Below are 21,531 nucleotides of genomic sequence, written 5' to 3' on the forward strand. Positions count from 1 at the left end.
AATTACGCATGTTCACTCAGAGACTTGGTATTCATTTATTGTCCGAAGACATTAAGAATCCATGTCACTTTGAGTGCCCACACAGATTGTCTGATAAATTGTTAAAGAGCAGTGCCGCTTCGTTTTCGCTGCGGCGCGGGGTGTTCATATTACGCTTTCCCGTTTCAGAGTCAAGCGTTTATTTTCGCTATTCTCTGCTGACCCGGCGGCGTGTGTGCCGTTGTTCCGTGTCAGTGGAGGCGCATTATAGGGAGTAATTCTGAACCTGCAAGGATAAAGTGAAATTTATTTACTGACCGCTCACTTTCCAGGCAAAACCGACTCCAGACCTCAATTTTCGCCTGGTTTTCAAACAAAAACGAGCCGCAAGCGGCTCGTTTTTGCGTTTTGTGACTTACTGCACTGCCACAATGCGATCGTCGTTGGCTTCCAGACGGATAATTTTACCAGGAACCAGCTCCCCGGAGAGGATCTGCTGCGCCAGCGGGTTTTCGATCTGCTGCTGGATAGCACGTTTCAATGGACGCGCACCGTACACCGGATCGTAACCATTCTTACTCAGCAGTTTCAGCGCATCGTCGGAGATGTGAATTTCGTATCCACGCTCTTCCAGACGTTTGTACAGACGCTGCAGCTGAATCTGCGCAATCGACGCGATGTGTTTCTCACCCAGAGGATGGAATACCACCACTTCATCAATACGGTTGATGAACTCCGGACGGAAGTTATGGCTTACCACACCCAGCACCAGATCCTTCATGTGGCTGTAGTCCAGTTCACCGAAACGTTCCTGAATCAAATCGGAACCCAGGTTCGACGTCATAATGACAACCGTATTACGGAAGTCGACCGTTCTCCCCTGCCCGTCGGTCAGACGACCATCGTCCAGAACCTGAAGCAGGATGTTGAACACATCCGGATGCGCTTTTTCCACCTCATCCAGCAGGATGACGGAATAAGGACGACGACGCACCGCTTCTGTCAGGTACCCACCTTCTTCATAACCCACATATCCAGGAGGCGCCCCGACCAGACGCGAGACGGAGTGTTTCTCCATAAACTCGGACATGTCGATACGCACCATCGCATCGTCACTGTCGAACATAAAGTTAGCCAGCGCTTTGCACAGCTCGGTTTTACCGACACCCGTCGGCCCCAGGAACAGGAATGAACCAATCGGGCGGTTAGGATCGGACAGCCCTGCACGACTACGACGAATAGCATTCGAAACCGCTTCAACCGCTTCGTTCTGGCCAATCACACGATTGTGGAGATCGTTCTCCATGCGCAGCAGTTTTTCACGCTCGCCTTCCAGCATGCGCGCCACCGGAATCCCGGTCCAGCGGGCAAGCACTTCCGCAATCTCGGCATCCGTCACTTTATTACGTAACAGACGCATCGTTTTCCCTTCTGACTGCGTCGCAATCTCAAGCTGTTTTTCCAGCTCAGGGATTTTGCCATACTGCAGCTCTGACATCCGCGCCAGGTCACCCACGCGTCGCGCCTGCTCAATGGCAATTTTTGCCTGTTCGAGTTCAGCTTTAATGGTCTGCGTACCGGAAAGGGAGGCTTTCTCGGCTTTCCACTCTTCTTCAAGCTCAGAATACTGGCGCTCTTTATCGTCCAGCTCTTCATTGAGCATATCGAGACGTTTCTTACTGGCTTCATCAGACTCTTTCTTCAGCGCCTGCTGTTCCAGCTTGAGCTGAATGATGCGTCGGTCGAGTCGGTCCAGCTCTTCCGGCTTCGAGTCAATCTGCATACGAATGCTCGACGCCGCTTCATCAATCAGGTCGATCGCTTTATCCGGCAGCTGACGGTCAGCAATATAACGATGCGAAAGCGTCGCCGCCGCAACGATGGCCGGGTCAGTGATCTGCACATGGTGGTGCAGTTCATAGCGCTCTTTCAGACCACGCAGGATGGCGATGGTATCTTCAACGCTTGGCTCGGCAACAAACACTTTCTGGAAACGACGTTCCAGCGCAGCATCTTTCTCAATGTACTGACGGTACTCATCCAGCGTGGTGGCACCGACGCAGTGAAGTTCACCGCGCGCCAGCGCAGGTTTCAGCATGTTCCCGGCATCCATCGCGCCGTCTGCCTTACCGGCACCGACCATCGTGTGCAGCTCATCGATAAACAGGATAACGTTGCCTTCCTGCTTCGCCAGGTCGTTAAGCACGCCTTTAAGGCGCTCTTCGAACTCGCCGCGGTATTTCGCACCGGCCACCAGCGCGCCCATGTCCAGCGCCAGTACGCGGCGGCCTTTCAGACCTTCCGGCACTTCACCGTTCACAATACGCTGCGCCAGCCCTTCAACGATGGCGGTTTTACCGACCCCCGGTTCACCTATCAGTACCGGGTTGTTCTTGGTACGACGCTGCAGTACCTGAATGGTACGGCGGATTTCTTCATCACGGCCGATCACCGGGTCAAGTTTGCCCTGTTCAGCACGCTCGGTCAGATCGACCGTAAATTTCTTCAAAGCCTGACGTTGGTCTTCGGCTCCCTGATCGTTCACGCTTTCACCTCCGCGCATATTCTCAATCGCCTGAGTCACATTGGCGGTGGTCGCACCGGCAGATTTCAGCAGGTCGGTCAAGGTACCGCGTGATTCAAGCGCCGCCAGAACAAACAGCTCTGACGAAATAAAATTGTCCCCACGTTTTTGCGCCAGCTTGTCGCAAAGGTTCAGGACGCGCACCAGATCCTGCGACGGCTGAACGTCGCCGCCGGTCCCTTCGACCTGCGGTAAACGGCTCAGCGCCTGATCGATAGCGGTGCGTAACTGGCCAGCATTAATGCCAGCGGACGTTAATAAAGGACGTACCGATCCCCCTTCCTGATTCAGCAAGGCGCTCATTAAATGAAGAGGTTCGATAAATTGGTTGTCGTGCCCCAGTGCGAGGGACTGGGCATCGGCGAGAGCAAGCTGGAATTTATTAGTAAGACGATCCAGACGCATAACTCCTCCCATAACAGGTCAAATTTGCTACTGGAGATTAAATGAGGTCATCCCTCAATTATTCAAGGTTAATGACCTGAATTATGTGAAAAGAAAACGGCACGTGCCGGATCGTCTTGATTCTTTAGGTTATATCAGCCAAATGAAACTTGCCATACGCCCCGTCGTCTTGTCGCGGCGATAAGAGAAAAAATCACCCTTTTCGGTGAATGTGCAGCGATCGCCGCCGAAGATCTGCGTTATGCCGACGCTGTTCAGGCGCTGACGAGCAAGCTGGTAAATATCGGCCAGATATTTATCTCCAGAAGGCAGGAAAGCGTCCACCGCTTGCGGATCTTTATCCATAAAGGCTTCGCGAACCTCCGGCCCCACTTCAAAAGCGCGAGGACCAATGGCCGGGCCAAGCCAGGCCATAATATTGGCGGGTTCATCCTTAAAGCAGGCGACGGTTTCTTCCAGCACGCCTTCACACAGTCCACGCCAGCCCGCGTGAGCTGCAGCCACCTCGGTGCCTGCACGGTTGCAGAACAGCACTGGCAGACAATCGGCGGTCATTACGGCACAAACGGTTCCCGGAGTATTGCTGTAAGAGGCATCAGCACGTTTAGAAGCATAGGGTTCTCCCGTCAACTTCAGCACCGCCTTGCCATGAACCTGTTCCAGCCAGACCGGATTTGAAGGCAGGTTCCCCGCAGCAAACAGACGCCTGCGGTTCTCTTCCACGTGTTCCAGGTTATCGCCACAGTGTGCGCCGAGGTTCAACGACGCCCACGCGCCCTGGCTCACACCGCCAGTGCGGGTTGAACTGCAGGCAGCCACGCCGGCAGGCAATGGCCACTCCGGGACAATCAGTTTGGTCATAACCAGTCCACTTGATCCTTATGTTCTTCGAAATCAGCACGCATGGCGTCAATAAGGTCCACCATATCCTGCGGGATAGGCGCATGCCACTCCATCTGAATGCCGGTGATAGGATGGTAAAGACGCAGCATGGTCGCGTGCAGCGCCTGACGGTCGAATTTACGCAATACGCTGATGAACTCATCCGATGCGCCTTTAGGCGGACGAGGACGACCACCGTAGACCTGATCCCCCACCAGCGGATGGGTAATGTGGGCCATATGCACGCGGATCTGGTGGGTACGTCCGGTCTCCAGACGCAGACGCAGACGCGTATGGATACGGAAATGCTCCATAATGCGATAGTGCGTCACCGCCGGTTTACCCATCGGATGCACCGACATATGGGTACGCTTGGTTGGGTGACGGCTAATAGGCTCTTCTACCGTCCCGCCAGAGGTCATATGCCCAATGGCTACCGCCTCATACTCACGGGTGATTTCGCGCAGCTGCAGCGACTCCACCAGACGGGTCTGAGCAGGAACGGTCTTCGCCACCACCATCAGACCGGTAGTGTCTTTATCCAGACGGTGCACGATGCCCGCGCGCGGAACATCCGCGATCGGCGGATAATAATGGAGAAGTGCGTTAAGTACCGTACCGTCAGGGTTTCCCGCACCCGGGTGAACAACCAGATCGCGCGGCTTGTTGATCACCAGAATGTCATCATCTTCATAGACGATGTCCAGTGGGATATCCTGCGGCTCGAAGCGGATTTCCTCTTCGATTTCAGCATTGATGGCGACAGCTTCCCCACCTAACACTTTCTCTTTTGGTTTGTCCCAGATCTTGCCGTTTACCATCACGCGCTGGTCAAGGATCCATTCTTTTATGCGTGAACGCGAATAATCAGGGAACAATTCGGCCAAAGCCTGATCTAAGCGTTGACCGAGCTGATTTTCGGAGACTGTTGCGGTGAGTTCTACTCGTTGTGCCATAAACTGCTTCTTCGTTTAACGTTGGGTTTTACGGCTTTGCCGTTTAATATAGTGTGCTATTGTAGCTGGTCTTAATCGGGAGCAGGAACAGAGTTTCTCCCGGACAAACATTTGAGGAAAGTCAAAACGTCATGACGCGCATGAAATATCTGGTGGCAGCGGCCACGTTGAGCCTGGCTTTGGTGGGCTGCTCCGGTTCAAATGAACAGGTCCCTGACAATCCGCCGAATGAAATCTATGCGACTGCACAACAAAAGTTGCAGGACGGTAACTGGAAACAGGCGATAACGCAACTGGAAGCGTTGGATAATCGCTATCCATTTGGTCCGTATTCGCAGCAGGTACAGTTAGATCTCATCTACGCATACTATAAAAATGCCGATCTGCCGCTGGCTCAGGCAACCATCGATCGTTTCATGCGTCTGAACCCGACTCATCCTAACATCGACTACGTGATGTACATGCGCGGCCTCACCAACATGGCGCTGGACGACAGTGCGCTGCAGGGCTTCTTCGGCGTGGATCGTTCCGACCGTGACCCGCAGCATGCGCGTGATGCTTTCAATGACTTCTCCAAGCTGGTGCGCGGCTATCCGAACAGCCAGTACGTGACCGACGCCACCAAACGTCTGGTGTTCCTGAAAGATCGTCTGGCGAAATATGAATACTCCGTGGCGGAATATTATACCCGCCGTGGCGCATGGGTTGCCGTGGTTAACCGCGTAGAAGGTATGCTGCGTGATTACCCGGATACTCAGGCAACGCGCGACGGCCTGAAGCTGATGGAAAATGCTTACCGTCAGATGCAGATGACCGCTCAGGCTGAAAAAGTGGCGAAAATCATCGCCGCGAACAGCAGCAACACCTGATTTTGCCTCAATGCAAAACGGCAGCCCGAAGGCTGCCGTTTTTTTATTCGTTTCTGAGCGTCGCTGAAGCGCGTTAGCCTCAACACATCCTGTCAACTATGGCCCCAATTTATGCCTTCTACAAGGTAAATCTCACCTCTTCCTGCCCTGCCTCACAAAAAAGATTCCCTGACAAAAACCGACAAAATAACGTGATCTAAATCACACATTTTGACATTGGGTCGGGTATGCTGGAATCACCAAGACGGAAAGACAAGAGGTAAAATTTATGACAATGAACATTACCAGTAAACAAATGGAAATTACTCCGGCAATTCGCCAGCACGTCGCAGACCGTCTCGCCAAACTGGATAAATGGCAAACACATTTGATTAACCCACATATCATCCTGTCCAAGGAGCCGCAGGGTTTCATCGCTGACGCAACTATCAATACTCCAAACGGCCATCTGGTCGCCAGCGCAAAACATGAGGATATGTACACCGCTATTAACGATTTGATCAACAAGCTGGAACGGCAGCTCAATAAAGTGCAACACAAAGGTGAAGCCCGTCGCGCCACAACGTCGGTGAAAGACGCCAGCTTCGCGGAAGAAGTTGAAGAAGAGTAATCCTTTAAATTGAGTGTACCGCCAACGCGCCTTCGGGCGCGTTTTTTGTTTTTTATTGACAGGGTGAAAACAGTACGGGTACTTTAACGGTATCACTCACAGGATGACTTTATGAAACTTACGCCGTTCTTCTTCGCATTCTTTTTTACCTTCCCCTGAACGGGAGGCGTTTCGTCGTGTGATAAAGAATGCGAAGACGAACAACAAGGCCTCCCACACCGGGGGGCCTTTTTTATTGATAACGATAAGATGAGACAGGCAACACTATGACACCGGAAAACCCGTTACTGGATCTGCGAGTAAAAATCAGCGCGCTGGATGAGAAACTGCTGGCGCTGCTGGCCGAACGCCGCGCCCTTGCCGTTGAAGTGGGTAAAGCCAAGCTGGACTCCCATCGTCCGGTCCGTGATATCGACCGCGAGCGGGATCTGCTGGAACGGCTCATTCAGCTCGGCAAAGCGCATCACCTCGATGCCCACTACATCACCCGGTTGTTCCAGCTCATCATCGAAGATTCCGTTCTGACCCAGCAAGCGCTACTGCAGCAGCATCTCAATAAAACCAATCCGCACTCTGCGCGTATCGCTTTCCTCGGGCCAAAGGGCTCCTATTCTCACCTGGCCGCACGTCAGTATGCCGCTCGCCATTTCGAAGAATTTATTGAAAGCGGCTGCGCGAAGTTTGCCGACATTTTTAACCAGGTCGAGACCGGCCAGGCGGATTACGCCGTGGTGCCGATTGAAAACACCAGCTCCGGCGCCATCAACGACGTCTACGACTTGTTGCAGCACACCAGCCTGTCGCTGGTCGGCGAACTGACGATTCCTATCGATCACTGCGTGCTGGTCTCCGGTTCAACGGACCTGAACACGATCGAAACCGTCTACAGCCACCCGCAGCCGTTCCAGCAGTGCAGCCAGTTCCTGAACCGCTATCCGAACTGGAAAATTGAGTACACCGAAAGCACCTCGGCGGCGATGGAAAAAGTCGCCCAGACGAACTCTCCCACCGTCGCGGCGCTCGGCAGCGAAGCGGGCGGCGCGCTGTATGGTTTACAGGTGCTGGAACGCAACCTGGCAAACCAGACGCAAAACATTACCCGCTTCGTGGTGCTGGCCCGCAAGGCAATCAATGTGTCTGACCAGGTACCGGCCAAAACCACGCTGCTGATGGCTACCGGCCAACAGGCCGGTGCGCTGGTTGAAGCCCTGCTGGTACTGCGTAATCACAACCTGATCATGACCCGGCTGGAATCGCGCCCAATCCACGGTAACCCGTGGGAAGAGATGTTCTACCTCGATATCCAGGCCAACCTGGAGTCTGCTTCCATGCAGAAAGCCCTGCGCGAGCTGGGCGAGATCACGCGTTCCATGAAGGTGCTGGGCTGCTACCCGAGCGAAAACGTCGTCCCGGTCGATCCAATCTAACGTTCGATAAAACGGCTTTTCTTCATCCCTGCCACGCTCACCGGCAGGGTGAAGATGGCCCCGGAGAGCGGATATTTCGCCACCTCCTCCGCATCCATATTTTCCCGCGTGGTGGTAATAAACAGCGTTTTCATATCATCGCCGCCAAAGCAAACCATCGTCGGGCAACGTACCGGCATGCGATACTCTTCCAACTGCTCCCCTTGCGGTGAAAAACGCGCGATGCGCCAGCCGTCAAACAGCGCGCTCCAGTAGCAGCCATCCACATCCATCGCCGCGCCGTCCGGTATCCCCTCGCCCTCTTTAAACTGACGAAACACCTCTCGCTTACCCGGTTCGCCCTGCTCATCAAGCGGGGTACGGTAAATCACACCGTTTGGCGTGTCTGAGGTAAACATCCACTGCTTATCCGGGCTAAACGCTAAGCCGTTGTGCCCGTGAATATCGCACTGGATCACCTTCGGCGTCAGATCGTTGTCGATGCGCATCAGCAGGGCGCCGTTGTAATCTCCCGGCCCCCAGAACGTGCCCGCATAGAACCGGCCCTGATGGTCGGTACCCCCATCGTTAAAACGCGCCAGCTGCGGGTTAGAGGGGTTATCACACACCTTGCGGCGCAGCAGGCCGTGTTTATCGGTCAGCCAGATACCCGTTCGCATCGCAACGATAAAACCACCCTGCTCACGCAGCGCGAAACACCCCACCTCCTCGTGGAAAGAGAGTACGGTGTGTTCCGCCGTCGGCAGATGGTAGCGGTGGATCTCGCCTTCCAGAATATCGGCCCAGTAGAGCGCCTGCTCTTCGGCGCTCCACGTCGGGCATTCAGGCAAATGCCCGGTGTAATTCAACAGCAGCTGCGGTTCAGCCATGACAGTTCCCCAAAATGAAAAAAGCCAGCATTGCTGGCTTTCAGTATATACATCATCGCATTACTGGCGACTGTCATTTGCCTGGCGCAACAGCGTCCGGCTCTCATTCTGGAAACGCTGCGCATAATCGCCAAACCAGTGCTCGACCTTGCGGAAGCTATCGATAAACGCCTGCTTGTCTCCGTGCTCAAGCAGCGTAATGGCTTCTCCAAAGCGCTGATAGTAGCGCTTGATCAGTGCCAGGTTGTTTTCGGAAGACATAATAATGTCCGCGTACAGCTGCGGATCCTGCGCGAACAGACGCCCGACCATCGCCAGTTCCAGACGATAGATAGGTGAAGAGAGCGCCAGCAGCTGTTCAAGCTGCACGTTCTCTTCCGCCAGATGCAGGCCGTAGGCAAACGTGGCAAAGTGGCGCAGCGCCTGAATGAACGCCATGTTCTGGTCGTGCTCAACCGCGCTGATGCGGTGCAGTCGCGCGCCCCATACCTGAATCTGTTCCAGGAACCACTGATAGGCTTCAGGCTGACGACCGTCGCAGTAAACCACCACCTGCTTAGCCAGGCTGCCGCTGTCCGGACCAAACATCGGGTGCAGACCCAGCACCGGCCCGGTATGCGCAGCCAGCATGGCCTGCAGCGGACCATTTTTGACGGAGGCCAGATCGACCAGGATACAGTCTTTCGGTAAAGGAGGAAGCTTCCCGACGATCTGCTCCGTCACGTGGATCGGCACGCTGACGATAACCATCCCGGCATCTTTCATGAGTTCCGGCGCCTGCGCCCAGTCCTCTTTTTCCAGAATGCGCACCTGATAGCCAGAAAGCGTCAGCATTTTTTCAAACAGACGCCCCATCTGTCCTGCCCCGCCGACAATCACCACCGGCCGCAGGGTCGGGCAAAGGGTTTTGAACCCCTTGTCGTTTTCGCTGGAATAGGATTCCCGCATCACGCGACGCAGGACGTCTTCAATCAAGTCCGGCGAAACGCCCAGCGCCTGCGCCTCTTTGCGACGGGAGGCCAGCATTGAGGCTTCGCGCTCCGGGACGTAAATCGGCAGGCCGTATTTGCTTTTCACCTCACCGACTTCGGCAACCAGCGCCATGCGGCGCGCCAGCAGATCCAGCAGCGCCTTATCCACTTCATCAATTTGATCGCGCAGTGCGGTCAATTCAGCAACCATAACTACCCTCTTAAGCCAGACGCGTCGCCAGCTGGCCGCTTAAATCTTTATGGATCTCACGCAGCAGTGCATCGGTGGTCTCCCAGCTGATGCAGGCATCCGTCACGGAGACGCCGTGCTTCATGGCGCTGCGCGGTTGTTCAGATGATTGATTGCCTTCATGAATATTGCTCTCAATCATCAGACCGATAATCGAACGGTTGCCATCTTTGATCTGGGCGACCACGGATTCCGCAACCGCAGGCTGACGACGGTAATCTTTATTCGAATTACCATGACTGCAATCTACCATCAGTGCCGGGCGCAGTCCCGCCTGCTCCATCTCTTTTTCACACTGCGCCACGTCCGCCGGACTGTAGTTCGGGGCTTTCCCGCCGCGCAGGATCACGTGCCCGTCCGGGTTACCCTGCGTTTGCAGGAGGCAGACCTGGCCCGCCTGGTTGATACCGACGAAACGGTGCGGCATGGCGGCCGCGCGCATGGCGTTGATCGCCGTCGCCAGGCTGCCATCGGTACCGTTTTTAAAACCAACCGGCATCGACAGACCAGACGCCATCTCGCGGTGGGTTTGCGATTCCGTGGTACGCGCGCCAATCGCGGACCAGCTGAACAGATCGCCAAGGTATTGCGGGCTGTTCGGATCCAGCGCTTCGGTTGCCAGCGGCAGCCCCATGCTGACCAGCTCCACCAGCAGGCGACGCGCAATCTTCAGGCCTGCTTCCACATCAAACGAGCCATCCATGTGCGGATCGTTAATCAACCCTTTCCAGCCAACGGTAGTACGTGGCTTCTCAAAATAGACGCGCATCACCAGGTAGAGGCTATCGCTGACCTCCTCCGCTAATGCTTTAAATCGACGAGCGTACTCAATGGCGGTTTCAGGATCGTGAATAGAGCAAGGACCACACACCACCAGCAGGCGCGGATCGCGGCCAGCGATGATGTCAGAAATGGTCTGGCGCGAGTGCTCAATCTGAGCCTCCTGCGCGACGCTCAGCGGAAATTCTGCTTTCAGCTGATCCGGAGTAATTAAAACCTGTTCGTCAGTGATATGTACGTTGTTCAGCGCGTCTTTTTGCATGATGGCGATCCTGTAAAGCTCGTTTGCGATAGTTGTTTTCCTCAATGAGGTGAAACCACGATACCATAAAAAGTAAACATTTCAATCCAAAATACGTACACATTAATTTACAGCAGCCAATTTATTGCAAAAATCAGCCGTCAAAAACGTAAAGTTTAAATTACAGACATACTTTCTTAAGCCAGGCTATGCTGAAGTAAAAAGGAGAATGGCTATGCGTTCAATTGCTCTCACGCTGTTGTCGCTGTTTTTAACGGGCTGCCAGATCAATCCTTATACCTTCCAGCCCGACTGGACCAGTCCATCCTGGTTTGATGCCGGTAAAGAAGACGCCATGAATGGCCTGCCGGTTAAAGATAACCAGACCCTGGCCGATAGTTTTAACGACACCCACGTGGATCGTAGTGAATATCTTCGCGGCTATGCCGATGGTCAGAAGAGAGTCTGCGAAGAAGGGTTTATTCACGCCTGGGGATTAGCGGGCAAATCTTTCCCTGCCAGTTGCGATACTGCTGAAAACGCGGCAAAACTGCGTGCGTCATGGCAAAAAGGGATGGATGAAAGTATGCGCTCCAGCAGACTCAATTAAGTCTGTTTTTAATCACCGGAAAATAAACAACAGTAGGATTTAGCTTAGGTTGACCTGAGGCTATTTCTGACATAATGACGGCTCTGACAAACAATGGTATTCTGCCCGCAACTCTTAAGGACATCTATTTCCGGAGCGATGTGGCGGATTCTGGTGAGAAATTTATTCTTGATCTCTTTTTTCCGACTCACTCTGGTGTTAATGCTGTTCATTATGGTGGGCCCAGCGACGGCAGGCACGCTCACGGAAACGGATAAATCGGTACGCTCGATAGTCTCAGGCATTGTGAGCTATACGCGATGGCCGTCACTATCCGGGCAGCCTAAACTCTGCATCTATGCCACTTCTCACTATACGCACGCGCTTAGCGGCGACGAAGGGCACAACGAGTTACCCTATACTCCCGCTATTGTACATAACGATCGGGAAGCCCTGGCCGCGACGTGCGATGCGATTTATTTCGGGTCTGAATCACCGGCAAAACAACTTGAATTAATAAGCCAATATCAGGGCAGAGCATTGCTATTAATCTCAGAGCAAAATCCGGAATGTGTAATTGGCAGTGCCTTTTGCCTGATGATCGATCGTGGCCAGGTCCGGTTCTCCGTCAACCTGGATGCATTGACGCGCAGTGGCGTAAGAGTCAATCCGGATGTATTAATGCTGGCACGGAATAAGCAGCATGGATAAAGATTTCACTTCAACGCCACGGCCGACGTTTAAAAGAACGTTGAGGCGAAACAGCATGATAAGCGTCATTATCACGATGACGTTAATATGGCTGTTGCTCTGTTTTGCTTCCGTTGTGACGTTAAAACAATACGCGCAAAAGAACCTTGAATTAACCGGGGCCACGATGAGCCACAGCCTGGAAGCCTCGCTGGTTTTCAACGACTCGCTGGCGGCCAACGAAACGCTTGCCGCCCTGGGCAAACAGGGGCAATTTGCCGCGGCCGAGGTGATTAACGCGCATAAAAAGCGGTTCGCCTATTGGTCCTGGAACCCGGAGGATAACAACGACACGCTGGGCGCGCTGGTCAGCCGCTGGCTTTTCCCCGTACCGGTTGCGCAGCCCATCATGCATAACGGCTTAACGATCGGCGAAATTCGCCTTACCGCGCGTGACAGTTTGATCAGCCATTTCATCTGGACGTCGTTTGCCGTACTGACCGGCTGCATTCTCTTTGCCGCCGTGGTCGCGCTCGTCATTACCCAGTCTTTGCATCGTGGAATGGTCACGGCGCTGCAGAACATTACCGACGTCGTTCATGACGTGCGCACGAACCGAAATTTCTCCCGCCGGGTGAAAGACGGCCGTATCGAAGAATTTCATCAGTTTGGCGAAGACTTCAATAGTCTTCTGGATGAAATGGAAGAGTGGCAGTTGAAGCTTCAGGCGAAAAATGCCCAGCTGTTGCGGACCGCCATGCACGACCCGCTTACCGGTCTTGCCAACCGCGCGGCGTTTCGTAACAGCATTGCGGCATTAATGAATGACCCTTCAGCCAGAACAAACTCGGCCCTGCTCTTCCTCGACGGTGATAATTTTAAGTTTATTAACGACACCTGGGGACACGCGGCAGGAGACTGCGTGCTGATCGAAGTCGCCAGCAGGATGATGGAGTTTGGCGACAAACGTCATCAGTCCTACCGTCTTGGCGGTGACGAATTTGCCATGGTGCTGTACGGCGTGCACTCTGAGCTTGAGGTTCAACATATTTGTGCTGCGCTTTCGCAGCAGTTTATTCGTCCGTTTGATCTTCATAACGGACAAAAAGCATCGATGTCACTCAGCATTGGCTTTGCTCTGGCGTGGGAAAATACTTCCGTGGAAGCATTACTGGAGAGGGCTGACCGCAACATGTACCAGGTTAAAAACCAGCGTACGAAAACAATAAGTTAGAAAGGATACACTATGTTAAAACGTTACTTCGCGCCCTTAGTACTGGCCTCACTGGTTCTGGCAGGCTGCCAGTCGCCGCCGGAAGGCAAATTCACTCCTGAGCAAATTGCGGCGATGAAGTCTTACGGTTTTAACGAACTGAACGGTGACTGGTCGCTTGGGATGTCGGACACCATCCTGTTTGATAAAAATGACGCCAGGCTGCGATCGGAGAGTGAAACGCAGATCCAGTCCATGGCCTCTCGCCTGGCGGAAACCGGCCTGACCCACGCGCGAATGGACGGTCACACAGATAACTACGGGGAAGAGAGCTACAACGAAGCGCTCTCGTTAAAACGTGCCAACGCCGTGGCCGATGCCTGGGCGAAGGGGGCAAATATCCCGCGCAGCAATCTCACCACGCGGGGATTAGGTCAAAAATATCCGGTTGCGAGCAACAGTACCTCACAAGGGCGCGCTGAAAACCGCCGCGTCGCAGTGGTGATCAGCACGCCATAAGGCTATTTAGCGGAGGATTCGGCGAGCGTCACCCTGGTTGCCGCTCGCCAGCGCAGCCAGTCCACCAGAACAAACAGCGCCAGACTCACGCCCATGACTGGCAATGCCAGTCCCAACAGTACGCTGATTAACACCGTAACGCCTCTTCCCCACACTGACAAGGCAAGCCAGCTCTGGCAAAGCGTCTGTACCGGACTCACAGCCGATTGCGCCGGACGACGCATCCACCACATCCGGTATCCCCAGATAATGAGCACGCACAGGGCAAGACCGAAAGCCAGCAGCAGCAGCTGGTTCGCCAGGCCGAATAAGATCCCCATATGGAAATCCACGCCCCAGCGGGTCAGTTTTGCCATTAGCGGAAAATCCTCGAATCGGGTTCTGTCCAGAACCTGCATCGTATGAGGATCAACCGCCACGGCGTCCACCTGAGTTGGCCAGCTGCGATCGATTTCCGTCACGGTCCAGGCGCGATCCCTCATTTTCGCCGGGCGGATCTCCAGCTTGCTGGCATCAATACCCGCGTTACGCGCCGCGCTTAACACGCCGTCAAACTGCGTCAAATCCATCGCCATTTCCGGCATCACCATTCCACCGTGATGACCGCGGTGTTCGGCATGTTCATCCATGACCTCATGTTGGCCGGATAGCGTCGTGTTCACCTGCGGGGTGAGCCAGTTCATCTCTGCACGCAGCTTATCCACGTTTCCGCCTGCCCACTGGGACCAGGTCAGGCCGGTTGCGGAGAACAGCAGCATTCCACCCAGCAGAACCCAGCCCAGCGTCACGTGCACCCGACGCCGGTTCTGGAAGCGATTGTTGATCCGCCGTTTGGGCCGGGTATAACACCACAGGGCAATACCGCCCAGCGCGGCGACCCACATCCACGAGGCCGCAAGCTCGCTGTAAAGGCGCCCAATGTCGCCCAGCATCAGGGACGTATGCAGGTAATCAATGGTCTGACGCAGGGGTAAAATCCCGCTGGTGCCGTATACCGTCAGATCTCCCAGCACCGTCAGGCTTACCGGATCGATAAAGATAGCCCGGTTCTCCGATGGCCCAAGTTTCGGGTCAGCGAACATCACGCGGGTGGTTTCGCCCTCAACCAGCCCCGGACGAACGGCGTGCAAACGTAAATCTGATCCAACGGTTTTTTCCGCCAGGGCGATTTGTTCCGCCAGAGGCAGTGGCTCGCCTATAGAATCCGTGTGGAGCGCGTGCCGGTAGAGTGCGTTTTCCAGCTGTGGGGTCGCCACATACAGCGTCCCGGTTAGCGCGGCGAAGAAGATAAACGGGCCGACAAACAGCCCAACGTAGAAATGAAGGCGACGCATCAGGTTTCCCCATGCCGCGCGCGAGGTGCAGGTAGTCATACTTTTCCTTTTTAAGGCAAAAAGTTATCGATATTTTTAAAGGGAAAAAGCAGACTGCCGCGGCGGCGCGCGGGTATCAGGGTAAAGCCAGGGGAAGAAGTGCCAGTGCTTGACCGCCTGACGCGGCGGCTTAACGCGAAGCCTCTGCAGCACCACGCTGAGCAGGACGATGAGCGCCAGCATCACGCCAGGGACATGCGCTAACAGCACGCAGTAGCCGCACGCTTCCGCATGGTCGACAGGCATCGTGTGCGGCATATCGCCGTGATGCTCGTCCATCGACATCATGCTCATGTCATGATGCATGCCCGGCATGGCGCTCATGGGATCTTTCTGCAATGAGACGGAGATAAGGGGTGCTACCACGATCAGCAGGATCGCGAACAGCGCGGTCAATGCCGCTGCGCGTTTCCGGTCAGGCTGATGCAGTACGTTATCCACTTCCCCTCCATTCAAGAGGCAAGCATTGTAAATGATTTATGACGAAATGGTTAACGCGAGAGGTGCGATGGAATAAAAAAAGGGCCGGCCTTTCGGCCAGCCCTTTCTAACAGGATGTCGCTTAAGCGAATCTTAGTTCAGACGCTCTTTAATACGAGCAGACTTACCAGTACGCTCACGCAGGTAGTACAGTTTAGCTTTACGTACAGCACCACGACGTTTAACAGCAATGCTGTCAACTACCGGAGAGTGAGTCTGGAAGACACGCTCAACGCCTTCGCCGTTGGAAATTTTACGAACAGTGAATGCAGAGTGCAGACCGCGGTTACGAATAGCGATAACCACGCCCTCGAATGCCTGCAGACGTTTTTTGGAACCTTCAACAACCCATACTTTCACTTCCACGGTGTCACCTGGACGGAAGGAAGGTACGTCCTGCTTCATCTGCTCTTGTTCAAGTTGCTTAATAATGTTGCTCATAATTTAATCTCTTATCCTGGGTAAACTGATATTCGGGAGCGTATTACGCATTCCCATCATGTTCATGCTGCTGTTGCGCGTGTTCAGTTTTGAACTCGGCCAGCAACTTTGCTTGCTCTTCAGTCAGAGCCAGGTTTTCCAGAAGTTCAGGTCTTCTAAGCCAGGTTCGGCCCAGCGACTGCTTCAAACGCCAGCGACGTATCTCGGCATGGTTTCCAGACAGTAACACTGCCGGTACTTCCATTCCTTCTAACACTTCAGGACGGGTATAGTGTGGACAGTCCAGCAATCCATCGGCAAAGGAATCTTCCGTTGCCGAAGCTTCATGGCCCAGTACTCCCGGAATGAACCGGGCGACGGAGTCAATCAGCGTCATTGCGGGTAACTCACCACCGCTGAGGACGTAATCGCCGATAGACCATTCTTCGTCAATCTCGGTTTGAATTACGCGCTCATCTATCCCTTCGTAGCGACCACAGACCAGAATCAGCTTTTGATTCGTCGCCAGTTCGCTGACGCCCGCTTGATCAAGCTTGCGTCCCTGAGGTGACAGATAAATCACCTTTGCGCCTTCACCTGCCGCGGCTTTTGCTGTGTGAATGGCGTCCCGTAAGGGTTGCACCATCATTAGCATCCCCGGTCCGCCGCCGTAAGGACGATCGTCCACGGTACGGTGCCGGTCATGAGTAAAGTCACGAGGACTCCAGCTCTGGATGCTCAGCAGGCCATTCTTTACTGCCCGGCCAGTTACCCCGTAATCGGTAATCGCGCGGAACATTTCAGGAAACAGGCTAATTATGCCAATCCACATAGCGCCGTCTTTTACCGTTTATCCGGAGAATTTAAAAACCAGGATCCCAATCTACTTCAATGGTTTGAGTAGTGAGATCGACTTTCTTGATAACCTGTCCATCGAGGAACGGGACCAACCGCTCCTTGATGCCAAATGCATCTTTCAGGTTTGCCTTAATGACGAGAACGTCATTTGACCCGGTTTCCATCATATCGATGACTTTCCCCAGGCTGTAGCCTTCAGTAGTGACTACCTGGCAACCCATAAGGTCTTTCCAGTAGTAGTCGCCCTCTTCCAGCTGTGGCAACTGCGACGAATCCACGACAATTTCACAATTAGTCAGCGCATTCGCGGCATCACGATCGTCAACGCCTTTCAGCTTGATGATGATGTCCTGATTGTGGTGACGCCAGCTTTCCAGCTCGACCTCTTCCCACTTACCGCCTTTCTGGATAAACCAGGGCTGGTAATTAAAAATGCTATCAGCGTCTTCAGTGGAGGAAAACACTCTGAGCCAACCACGGATACCGTAGCAAGAACCCATTTTTCCCAATACGATCGGTTCAACAGGTGCTTTATTGCTCATCATGACCACCGTGACAGATTAAGCTGCTTTGTTTGCTGCTTTGATCAGCGTAGCAACGCGATCGGAAACAGTAGCGCCCTGGCCAACCCAGTGAGCGATACGATCCAGATCCAGACGAGTTTCTTCTTCTGCGCCAGCGGCCAGTGGGTTGAAGAAACCAACGCGCTCGATGAAGCGACCGTTGCGTGCATTACGGCTGTCAGTCACAACAACCTGGTAGAACGGACGCTTTTTAGCGCCGTGACGTGCTAAACGAATAGTTACCATAACATCCTCTTGTGTGAATAAAACAACCGGGCCCCATCGAGGAACGGAGCCCGGGTGTCATATTAAAAGCCCGAAAATTTTACTCATTTTCGGGCAAAAAGCAATCTCAAAAGCGATTAACGCCCTGGAAAACCGGGAGGCATCATCCCTTTCATGCCGCGCATCATCTTCGCCATGCCGCCTTTCTTCATTTTCTTCATCATGCGCTGCATGTCGTCGAACTGTTTCAGAAGGCGGTTAACGTCCTGCACCTGCATGCCGCAACCGGCTGCGATACGGCGTTTACGGGAACCTTTGATGATGTCCGGGTTAGCGCGTTCTTTAAGGGTCATCGAGTTGATGATCGCCTCCATACGCACCAGCACCTTGTCATCCATCTGCGCTTTCACGTTGTCAGGGATCTGGCCCATGCCCGGCAGTTTGCCCATCAGGCTGGCCATGCCGCCCATGTTTTTCATCTGACGCAGCTGCTCAAGGAAGTCAGTCAGATCGAAACCGTCCCCTTTTTTCAGCTTGCTGGCCAGCTTCTCGGCCTGCGCGCGGTCAACCTTGCTCTCGATATCTTCGATCAGCGACAGCACGTCGCCCATGCCGAGGATACGGGAGGCAATACGATCCGGGTGGAACGGCTCCAGCGCTTCGGTTTTTTCGCCCACGCCGAGGAATTTGATCGGCTTACCGGTAATATGACGAATAGAAAGCGCCGCACCGCCGCGGGCGTCACCGTCCACTTTAGTCAGCACCACGCCGGTTAACGGCAGCGCTTCGTTAAACGCTTTCGCGGTATTCGCCGCATCCTGACCGGTCATGGCGTCGACAACAAACAGGGTCTCTACCGGGTTGATAGAGGCATGCACCTGCTTGATCTCGTCCATCATCGCTTCGTCAACGTGCAGACGACCGGCGGTATCCACCAGCAGCACGTCGTAAAACTTCAGCTTCGCCTCTTTCAGCGCGGCGTTAACGATATCGACAGGCTTCTGCGCCACGTCGGACGGGAAGAAATCCACGCCGACCTGCTCTGCCAGGGTTTCCAGCTGCTTGATCGCCGCCGGGCGATAGACGTCCGCAGAGACCACCAGCACTTTCTTCTTGTGCTTCTCACGCAGGAACTTACCGAGCTTACCGACGCTGGTGGTTTTACCCGCACCCTGCAGACCCGCCATCAACACGACGGCCGGAGGCTGAGCCGCCAGGTTCAGAACCTGGTTCTCTTCGCCCATCGCCGAAACCAGTTCGTTACGAACGATTTTGACGAACTCCTGACCCGGGGTCAGGCTCTTGTTAACTTCATGACCAACCGCCTTCTCTTTCACGCGGTTGATAAAATCACGAACAACCGGCAACGCGACGTCTGCTTCCAGCAGCGCCATGCGCACTTCGCGCAGCGTTTCCTTGATGTTGTCTTCAGTAAGGCGTCCGCGGCCGCTGATGTTGCGCAGCGTGCGCGACAAACGATCGGTTAAATTATCAAACATTGTCTCTCGCCTGAGTAGAAACGTTGGGCCGCCATGAGCGACACATACACAGAATTTTGCCGGAGTATAACATGAAGGCGCCTTTGTTGTTATGCAACGGTTGGAGCAGGCGTCACGTAACGTTATACTGCTTCTCTTTCTTATTAAGACAACTGTCGATGCCTATATGCCTGTTTTCGCACTGATCGCCCTTGTTGCCTACTCTGTCAGCCTCGCGCTGATTATTCCCGGACTGCTGCAAAAAAACAGCGGCTGGCGGCGCATGGCTATTCTTTCGGCGGTGATCGCACTGATTAGCCACGCCTTTGCGCTGGAATCACGCATTATCCCCGGCGACGGCAGCGTGCAAAACCTGAGCGTGCTGAACGTCGGCTCGCTGGTCAGCCTGATGATCTGTACGGTAATGACCATCGTCGCGTCTAAAAATCGCGGCTGGCTGCTGCTGCCGATTGTCTACACCTTCGCGCTGATCAATCTGGCCCTCGCCACCTTTATGCCTAATGAGTTCATTACGCATCTGGAGGCGACACCGGGGATGCTGGTGCATATCGGCCTGTCGCTCTTTGCCTACGCGACGCTGATCATCGCCGCGCTTTATGCCATGCAGCTCGCCTGGATTGACTACCAGCTGAAAAACAAAAAACTGGCGTTTAACCATGAAATGCCGCCGCTGATGGTGATTGAGCGTAAGATGTTCCACATCACCCAGGTGGGCGTGGTGCTGCTGACGCTCACGCTCTGCACCGGGCTGTTTTACATGAAGAACCTGTTCAGCGTGGAGAATATCGATAAAGCGGTGCTCTCCATCATCGCGTGGTTTGTCTATATTGTCCTGTTATGGGGCCATTATCATGAAGGCTGGCGCGGTCGTCGCGTGGTCTGGTTCAACGTCGCGGGTGCGGGCATTCTCACCCTTGCCTATTTTGGCAGCCGCTTCATACAGCAATTTGCTGGCTAAGAAACAAAGGAGTTCCCCCTGGAACACATCTCAACCACCACGCTGATCGTTATCCTGATCGTCATGGTGGTCATCTCCGCCTATTTCTCCGGCTCGGAAACCGGCATGATGACCCTGAACCGCTACCGGTTACGTCATCGTGCTAAACAGGGTAACCGCGCCGCCCGTCGCGTTGAAAAACTGCTCCGCAAGCCGGATCGCCTGATTAGCCTGGTGCTCATCGGCAACAACCTCGTCAACATTCTGGCCTCTGCGCTCGGCACCATCGTCGGGATGCGCCTGTACGGCAACGCCGGGGTCGCAATTGCCACCGGCGTGCTGACGTTCGTGGTGCTGGTGTTTGCCGAAGTGCTGCCAAAAACCATCGCCGCGCTTTACCCTGAAAAGGTCGCCTATCCGAGCAGCTTCCTGCTGGCACCGCTGCAGATCCTGATGATGCCGCTGGTCTGGCTGCTGAACATGGTGACGCGCGTCCTGATGCGGATGGTGGGAATCAAAGCCGACGTCACCATCAGCAGCGCGCTCAGCAAAGAGGAGCTGCGCACTATCGTGAATGAATCCCGCTCGCAGATCTCCCGGCGCAATCAGGACATGCTCCTGTCGGTGCTGGATCTGGAAAAGGTGAGCGTGAACGACATCATGGTGCCGCGTAACGAAATCGTCGGTATCGACATCAATGACGACTGGAAAGCCATCGTTCGCCAGCTGACGCACTCTCCGCACGGGCGCATTGTGCTGTACCGCGACTCGCTGGATGACGCCATCAGCATGCTGCGCGTGCGCGAAGCCTACCGTCTGATGACCGAGAAAAAAGAGTTCACCAAAGAGGTGATGCTGCGCGCCGCCGACGAAATTTATTACGTGCCGGAAGGAACACCGCTCAGCACGCAGCTGGTGAAATTCCAGCGCAACAAGAAGAAGGTCGGCCTGGTGGTCAATGAGTACGGCGATATCCAGGGGCTGGTGACGGTCGAAGATATTCTGGAAGAGATTGTCGGGGACTTTACCACCTCAATGTCGCCTTCCCTCGCGGAAGAGGTCACCCCGCAAAACGACGGCTCAGTGCTGATTGACGGAAGCGCGAACATTCGTGAACTCAACAAAGCCTTTAACTGGCATTTGCCGGAAGATGAGGCTCGCACCATTAACGGGATGATTCTGGAAGCGCTGGAAGAGATCCCGGCGGCGGGCACGCGGGTGCGCATCGAGCAGTACGATATTGATATCCTGGACGTGCAGGACAATATGATCAAGCAGGTGAAAGTCCTGCCCGTTAAACCCCTGCGCGAAAGTATCGCGGAGTAAGGTTGTAGGCCGGGTA

23 protein-coding genes and 1 other annotated feature are annotated in these 21,531 nt (G+C 54.3%); of the genes, 10 read left to right on the plus strand and 13 right to left on the minus strand.

From position 1 onward, the window contains the following. Positions 1 to 394: 394 nt before the first annotated feature. The 3 genes from clpB to rluD all read right to left on the minus strand — a co-directional run bounded on the left by clpB (position 395) and on the right by rluD (position 4,806). Positions 395 to 2,968 carry an ATP-dependent chaperone ClpB gene (gene clpB, locus FHC52_RS20315; RefSeq protein ID WP_008502466.1) on the minus strand — a complete coding sequence of 858 codons (2,574 nt, stop codon included), beginning with the start codon at positions 2,966 to 2,968 and terminating at the stop codon, positions 395 to 397. A 129-nt stretch (positions 2,969 to 3,097) separates the two neighbouring features. Further along, positions 3,098 to 3,829: a purine nucleoside phosphorylase YfiH gene (yfiH, locus tag FHC52_RS20320; protein WP_126289042.1), complete on the minus strand. Its 732-nt coding sequence runs from the start codon at positions 3,827 to 3,829 to the stop codon at positions 3,098 to 3,100. Continuing rightward, positions 3,826 to 4,806, minus strand: coding sequence for a 23S rRNA pseudouridine(1911/1915/1917) synthase RluD (rluD, locus tag FHC52_RS20325; protein WP_008502468.1), 981 nt, complete (start codon positions 4,804 to 4,806; stop codon positions 3,826 to 3,828). The genes yfiH and rluD overlap by 4 nt, the downstream gene beginning before the upstream one ends. A 131-nt stretch (positions 4,807 to 4,937) precedes the next feature. Here rluD and bamD point away from each other — a divergent pair, with 131 nt between their 5' ends. From bamD to pheA, 4 genes are all read left to right on the plus strand, one after another. Further along, complete coding sequence (bamD, locus tag FHC52_RS20330; protein WP_023308867.1) at positions 4,938 to 5,675, plus strand: outer membrane protein assembly factor BamD; 738 nt, start codon at positions 4,938 to 4,940, stop codon at positions 5,673 to 5,675. 268 nt (positions 5,676 to 5,943) lie between these two features. Then, positions 5,944 to 6,285 carry a ribosome-associated translation inhibitor RaiA gene (raiA, locus tag FHC52_RS20335; RefSeq protein WP_008502470.1) on the plus strand — a complete coding sequence of 114 codons (342 nt, stop codon included), beginning with the start codon at positions 5,944 to 5,946 and terminating at the stop codon, positions 6,283 to 6,285. Between the two features lie 110 nt (positions 6,286 to 6,395). Beyond that, positions 6,396 to 6,521 (plus strand) — a sequence feature (Phe leader region). Further along, the gene (pheL, locus tag FHC52_RS20340) at positions 6,397 to 6,444 is read left to right on the plus strand and encodes a pheA operon leader peptide PheL (RefSeq protein WP_100249759.1); all 48 of its coding nucleotides are present in this window, start codon (positions 6,397 to 6,399) and stop codon (positions 6,442 to 6,444) included. (Overlaps the previous feature by 48 nt.) 30 nt (positions 6,522 to 6,551) lie before the next feature. Continuing rightward, complete coding sequence (gene pheA, locus FHC52_RS20345) at positions 6,552 to 7,712, plus strand: bifunctional chorismate mutase/prephenate dehydratase (RefSeq protein WP_126289044.1); 1,161 nt, start codon at positions 6,552 to 6,554, stop codon at positions 7,710 to 7,712. On the opposite strand, the gene FHC52_RS20350 is transcribed toward pheA, so the two are convergent. The 3 genes from FHC52_RS20350 to aroF are packed head-to-tail and all read right to left on the minus strand — an operon-like array spanning position 7,709 to position 10,844. Next, the gene (locus FHC52_RS20350; RefSeq protein WP_126289046.1) at positions 7,709 to 8,581 is read right to left on the minus strand and encodes an SMP-30/gluconolactonase/LRE family protein; all 873 of its coding nucleotides are present in this window, start codon (positions 8,579 to 8,581) and stop codon (positions 7,709 to 7,711) included. The genes pheA and FHC52_RS20350 overlap by 4 nt on opposite strands. Positions 8,582 to 8,641: 60 nt before the next feature. Then, positions 8,642 to 9,763, minus strand: a complete 1,122-nt coding sequence (gene tyrA / locus FHC52_RS20355) for a bifunctional chorismate mutase/prephenate dehydrogenase (protein WP_008502473.1) — start codon at positions 9,761 to 9,763, stop codon at positions 8,642 to 8,644. A gap of 10 nt (positions 9,764 to 9,773) precedes the next feature. After that, on the minus strand, positions 9,774 to 10,844 hold the full coding sequence (aroF, locus tag FHC52_RS20360; protein WP_008502474.1) for a 3-deoxy-7-phosphoheptulonate synthase AroF: 1,071 nt from the start codon (positions 10,842 to 10,844) through the stop codon (positions 9,774 to 9,776). A gap of 214 nt (positions 10,845 to 11,058) precedes the next feature. On the opposite strand from aroF, the gene FHC52_RS20365 reads away from it, so the two are divergent. The 4 genes from FHC52_RS20365 (at position 11,059) to FHC52_RS20380 (ending at position 13,834) form a co-directional block, all read left to right on the plus strand. After that, entirely contained in the window at positions 11,059 to 11,433 is a 375-nt protein-coding gene (locus FHC52_RS20365) for a DUF2799 domain-containing protein (RefSeq protein WP_008502475.1), read from the plus strand. Positions 11,434 to 11,571: 138 nt separating this feature from the next. Beyond that, positions 11,572 to 12,123 carry a YfiR family protein gene (locus FHC52_RS20370; protein WP_021241999.1) on the plus strand — a complete coding sequence of 184 codons (552 nt, stop codon included), beginning with the start codon at positions 11,572 to 11,574 and terminating at the stop codon, positions 12,121 to 12,123. Next, the gene (gene dgcN, locus FHC52_RS20375; protein ID WP_021241998.1) at positions 12,116 to 13,336 is read left to right on the plus strand and encodes a diguanylate cyclase DgcN; all 1,221 of its coding nucleotides are present in this window, start codon (positions 12,116 to 12,118) and stop codon (positions 13,334 to 13,336) included. Before FHC52_RS20370 ends, dgcN begins: the two co-directional genes overlap by 8 nt. Before the next feature lie 12 nt (positions 13,337 to 13,348). Beyond that, positions 13,349 to 13,834: an OmpA family protein gene (locus tag FHC52_RS20380; RefSeq protein ID WP_008502478.1), complete on the plus strand. Its 486-nt coding sequence runs from the start codon at positions 13,349 to 13,351 to the stop codon at positions 13,832 to 13,834. A gap of 2 nt (positions 13,835 to 13,836) precedes the next feature. Here the strand turns inward: FHC52_RS20380 and FHC52_RS20385 are convergent, their stop codons facing one another. The 7 genes from FHC52_RS20385 to ffh all read right to left on the minus strand — a co-directional run bounded on the left by FHC52_RS20385 (position 13,837) and on the right by ffh (position 19,252). Then, on the minus strand, positions 13,837 to 15,207 hold the full coding sequence (locus tag FHC52_RS20385) for a PepSY domain-containing protein (RefSeq protein WP_128302223.1): 1,371 nt from the start codon (positions 15,205 to 15,207) through the stop codon (positions 13,837 to 13,839). Positions 15,208 to 15,243: 36 nt separating this feature from the next. Further along, on the minus strand, positions 15,244 to 15,648 hold the full coding sequence (locus FHC52_RS20390) for a DUF2946 domain-containing protein (RefSeq protein ID WP_046091854.1): 405 nt from the start codon (positions 15,646 to 15,648) through the stop codon (positions 15,244 to 15,246). A gap of 132 nt (positions 15,649 to 15,780) precedes the next feature. Next, positions 15,781 to 16,128 (minus strand): 50S ribosomal protein L19, encoded by a 348-nt coding sequence (rplS, locus tag FHC52_RS20395; RefSeq protein WP_002914145.1) that lies wholly within the window; start codon positions 16,126 to 16,128, stop codon positions 15,781 to 15,783. A 43-nt stretch (positions 16,129 to 16,171) separates the two neighbouring features. Further along, complete coding sequence (gene trmD, locus FHC52_RS20400) at positions 16,172 to 16,939, minus strand: tRNA (guanosine(37)-N1)-methyltransferase TrmD (protein WP_008502493.1); 768 nt, start codon at positions 16,937 to 16,939, stop codon at positions 16,172 to 16,174. A gap of 31 nt (positions 16,940 to 16,970) precedes the next feature. Continuing rightward, positions 16,971 to 17,510, minus strand: a complete 540-nt coding sequence (gene rimM, locus FHC52_RS20405; RefSeq protein WP_021241995.1) for a ribosome maturation factor RimM — start codon at positions 17,508 to 17,510, stop codon at positions 16,971 to 16,973. A gap of 15 nt (positions 17,511 to 17,525) precedes the next feature. Further along, positions 17,526 to 17,774: a 30S ribosomal protein S16 gene (rpsP, locus tag FHC52_RS20410; RefSeq protein ID WP_003863133.1), complete on the minus strand. Its 249-nt coding sequence runs from the start codon at positions 17,772 to 17,774 to the stop codon at positions 17,526 to 17,528. Positions 17,775 to 17,890: 116 nt separating this feature from the next. Beyond that, on the minus strand, positions 17,891 to 19,252 hold the full coding sequence (gene ffh / locus FHC52_RS20415; protein ID WP_008502496.1) for a signal recognition particle protein: 1,362 nt from the start codon (positions 19,250 to 19,252) through the stop codon (positions 17,891 to 17,893). Between the two features lie 166 nt (positions 19,253 to 19,418). Here ffh and FHC52_RS20420 point away from each other — a divergent pair, with 166 nt between their 5' ends. Beyond that, positions 19,419 to 20,210, plus strand: coding sequence for an inner membrane protein YpjD (locus tag FHC52_RS20420; protein ID WP_032623031.1), 792 nt, complete (start codon positions 19,419 to 19,421; stop codon positions 20,208 to 20,210). Positions 20,211 to 20,228: 18 nt separating this feature from the next. Next, positions 20,229 to 21,515, plus strand: coding sequence for an HlyC/CorC family transporter (locus FHC52_RS20425; protein ID WP_025759264.1), 1,287 nt, complete (start codon positions 20,229 to 20,231; stop codon positions 21,513 to 21,515). Positions 21,516 to 21,531 lie beyond the last annotated feature (16 nt).

The organism is Enterobacter sp. EC_64 (genome assembly GCF_019584165.1).
Classification (GTDB): domain Bacteria; phylum Pseudomonadota; class Gammaproteobacteria; order Enterobacterales; family Enterobacteriaceae; genus Enterobacter; species Enterobacter roggenkampii.

What these genes read in the sequence shown, in the direction of transcription:
- clpB (WP_008502466.1), bottom strand. Translation starts at nt 2,968, where the DNA reads ATGCGTCTGGATCGTCTTACTAATAAATTCCAGCTTGCTCTCGCCGAT.
- yfiH (WP_126289042.1), bottom strand. Translation starts at nt 3,829, where the DNA reads ATGACCAAACTGATTGTCCCGGAGTGGCCATTGCCTGCCGGCGTGGCT.
- rluD (WP_008502468.1), bottom strand. Translation starts at nt 4,806, where the DNA reads ATGGCACAACGAGTAGAACTCACCGCAACAGTCTCCGAAAATCAGCTC.
- bamD (WP_023308867.1), top strand. Translation starts at nt 4,938, where the DNA reads ATGACGCGCATGAAATATCTGGTGGCAGCGGCCACGTTGAGCCTGGCT.
- raiA (WP_008502470.1), top strand. Translation starts at nt 5,944, where the DNA reads ATGACAATGAACATTACCAGTAAACAAATGGAAATTACTCCGGCAATT.
- pheA (WP_126289044.1), top strand. Translation starts at nt 6,552, where the DNA reads ATGACACCGGAAAACCCGTTACTGGATCTGCGAGTAAAAATCAGCGCG.
- FHC52_RS20350 (WP_126289046.1), bottom strand. Translation starts at nt 8,581, where the DNA reads ATGGCTGAACCGCAGCTGCTGTTGAATTACACCGGGCATTTGCCTGAA.
- tyrA (WP_008502473.1), bottom strand. Translation starts at nt 9,763, where the DNA reads ATGGTTGCTGAATTGACCGCACTGCGCGATCAAATTGATGAAGTGGAT.
- aroF (WP_008502474.1), bottom strand. Translation starts at nt 10,844, where the DNA reads ATGCAAAAAGACGCGCTGAACAACGTACATATCACTGACGAACAGGTT.
- FHC52_RS20365 (WP_008502475.1), top strand. Translation starts at nt 11,059, where the DNA reads ATGCGTTCAATTGCTCTCACGCTGTTGTCGCTGTTTTTAACGGGCTGC.
- FHC52_RS20370 (WP_021241999.1), top strand. Translation starts at nt 11,572, where the DNA reads ATGTGGCGGATTCTGGTGAGAAATTTATTCTTGATCTCTTTTTTCCGA.
- dgcN (WP_021241998.1), top strand. Translation starts at nt 12,116, where the DNA reads ATGGATAAAGATTTCACTTCAACGCCACGGCCGACGTTTAAAAGAACG.
- FHC52_RS20380 (WP_008502478.1), top strand. Translation starts at nt 13,349, where the DNA reads ATGTTAAAACGTTACTTCGCGCCCTTAGTACTGGCCTCACTGGTTCTG.
- FHC52_RS20385 (WP_128302223.1), bottom strand. Translation starts at nt 15,207, where the DNA reads ATGACTACCTGCACCTCGCGCGCGGCATGGGGAAACCTGATGCGTCGC.
- rplS (WP_002914145.1), bottom strand. Translation starts at nt 16,128, where the DNA reads ATGAGCAACATTATTAAGCAACTTGAACAAGAGCAGATGAAGCAGGAC.
- trmD (WP_008502493.1), bottom strand. Translation starts at nt 16,939, where the DNA reads ATGTGGATTGGCATAATTAGCCTGTTTCCTGAAATGTTCCGCGCGATT.
- rimM (WP_021241995.1), bottom strand. Translation starts at nt 17,510, where the DNA reads ATGATGAGCAATAAAGCACCTGTTGAACCGATCGTATTGGGAAAAATG.
- rpsP (WP_003863133.1), bottom strand. Translation starts at nt 17,774, where the DNA reads ATGGTAACTATTCGTTTAGCACGTCACGGCGCTAAAAAGCGTCCGTTC.
- ffh (WP_008502496.1), bottom strand. Translation starts at nt 19,252, where the DNA reads ATGTTTGATAATTTAACCGATCGTTTGTCGCGCACGCTGCGCAACATC.
- FHC52_RS20420 (WP_032623031.1), top strand. Translation starts at nt 19,419, where the DNA reads ATGCCTGTTTTCGCACTGATCGCCCTTGTTGCCTACTCTGTCAGCCTC.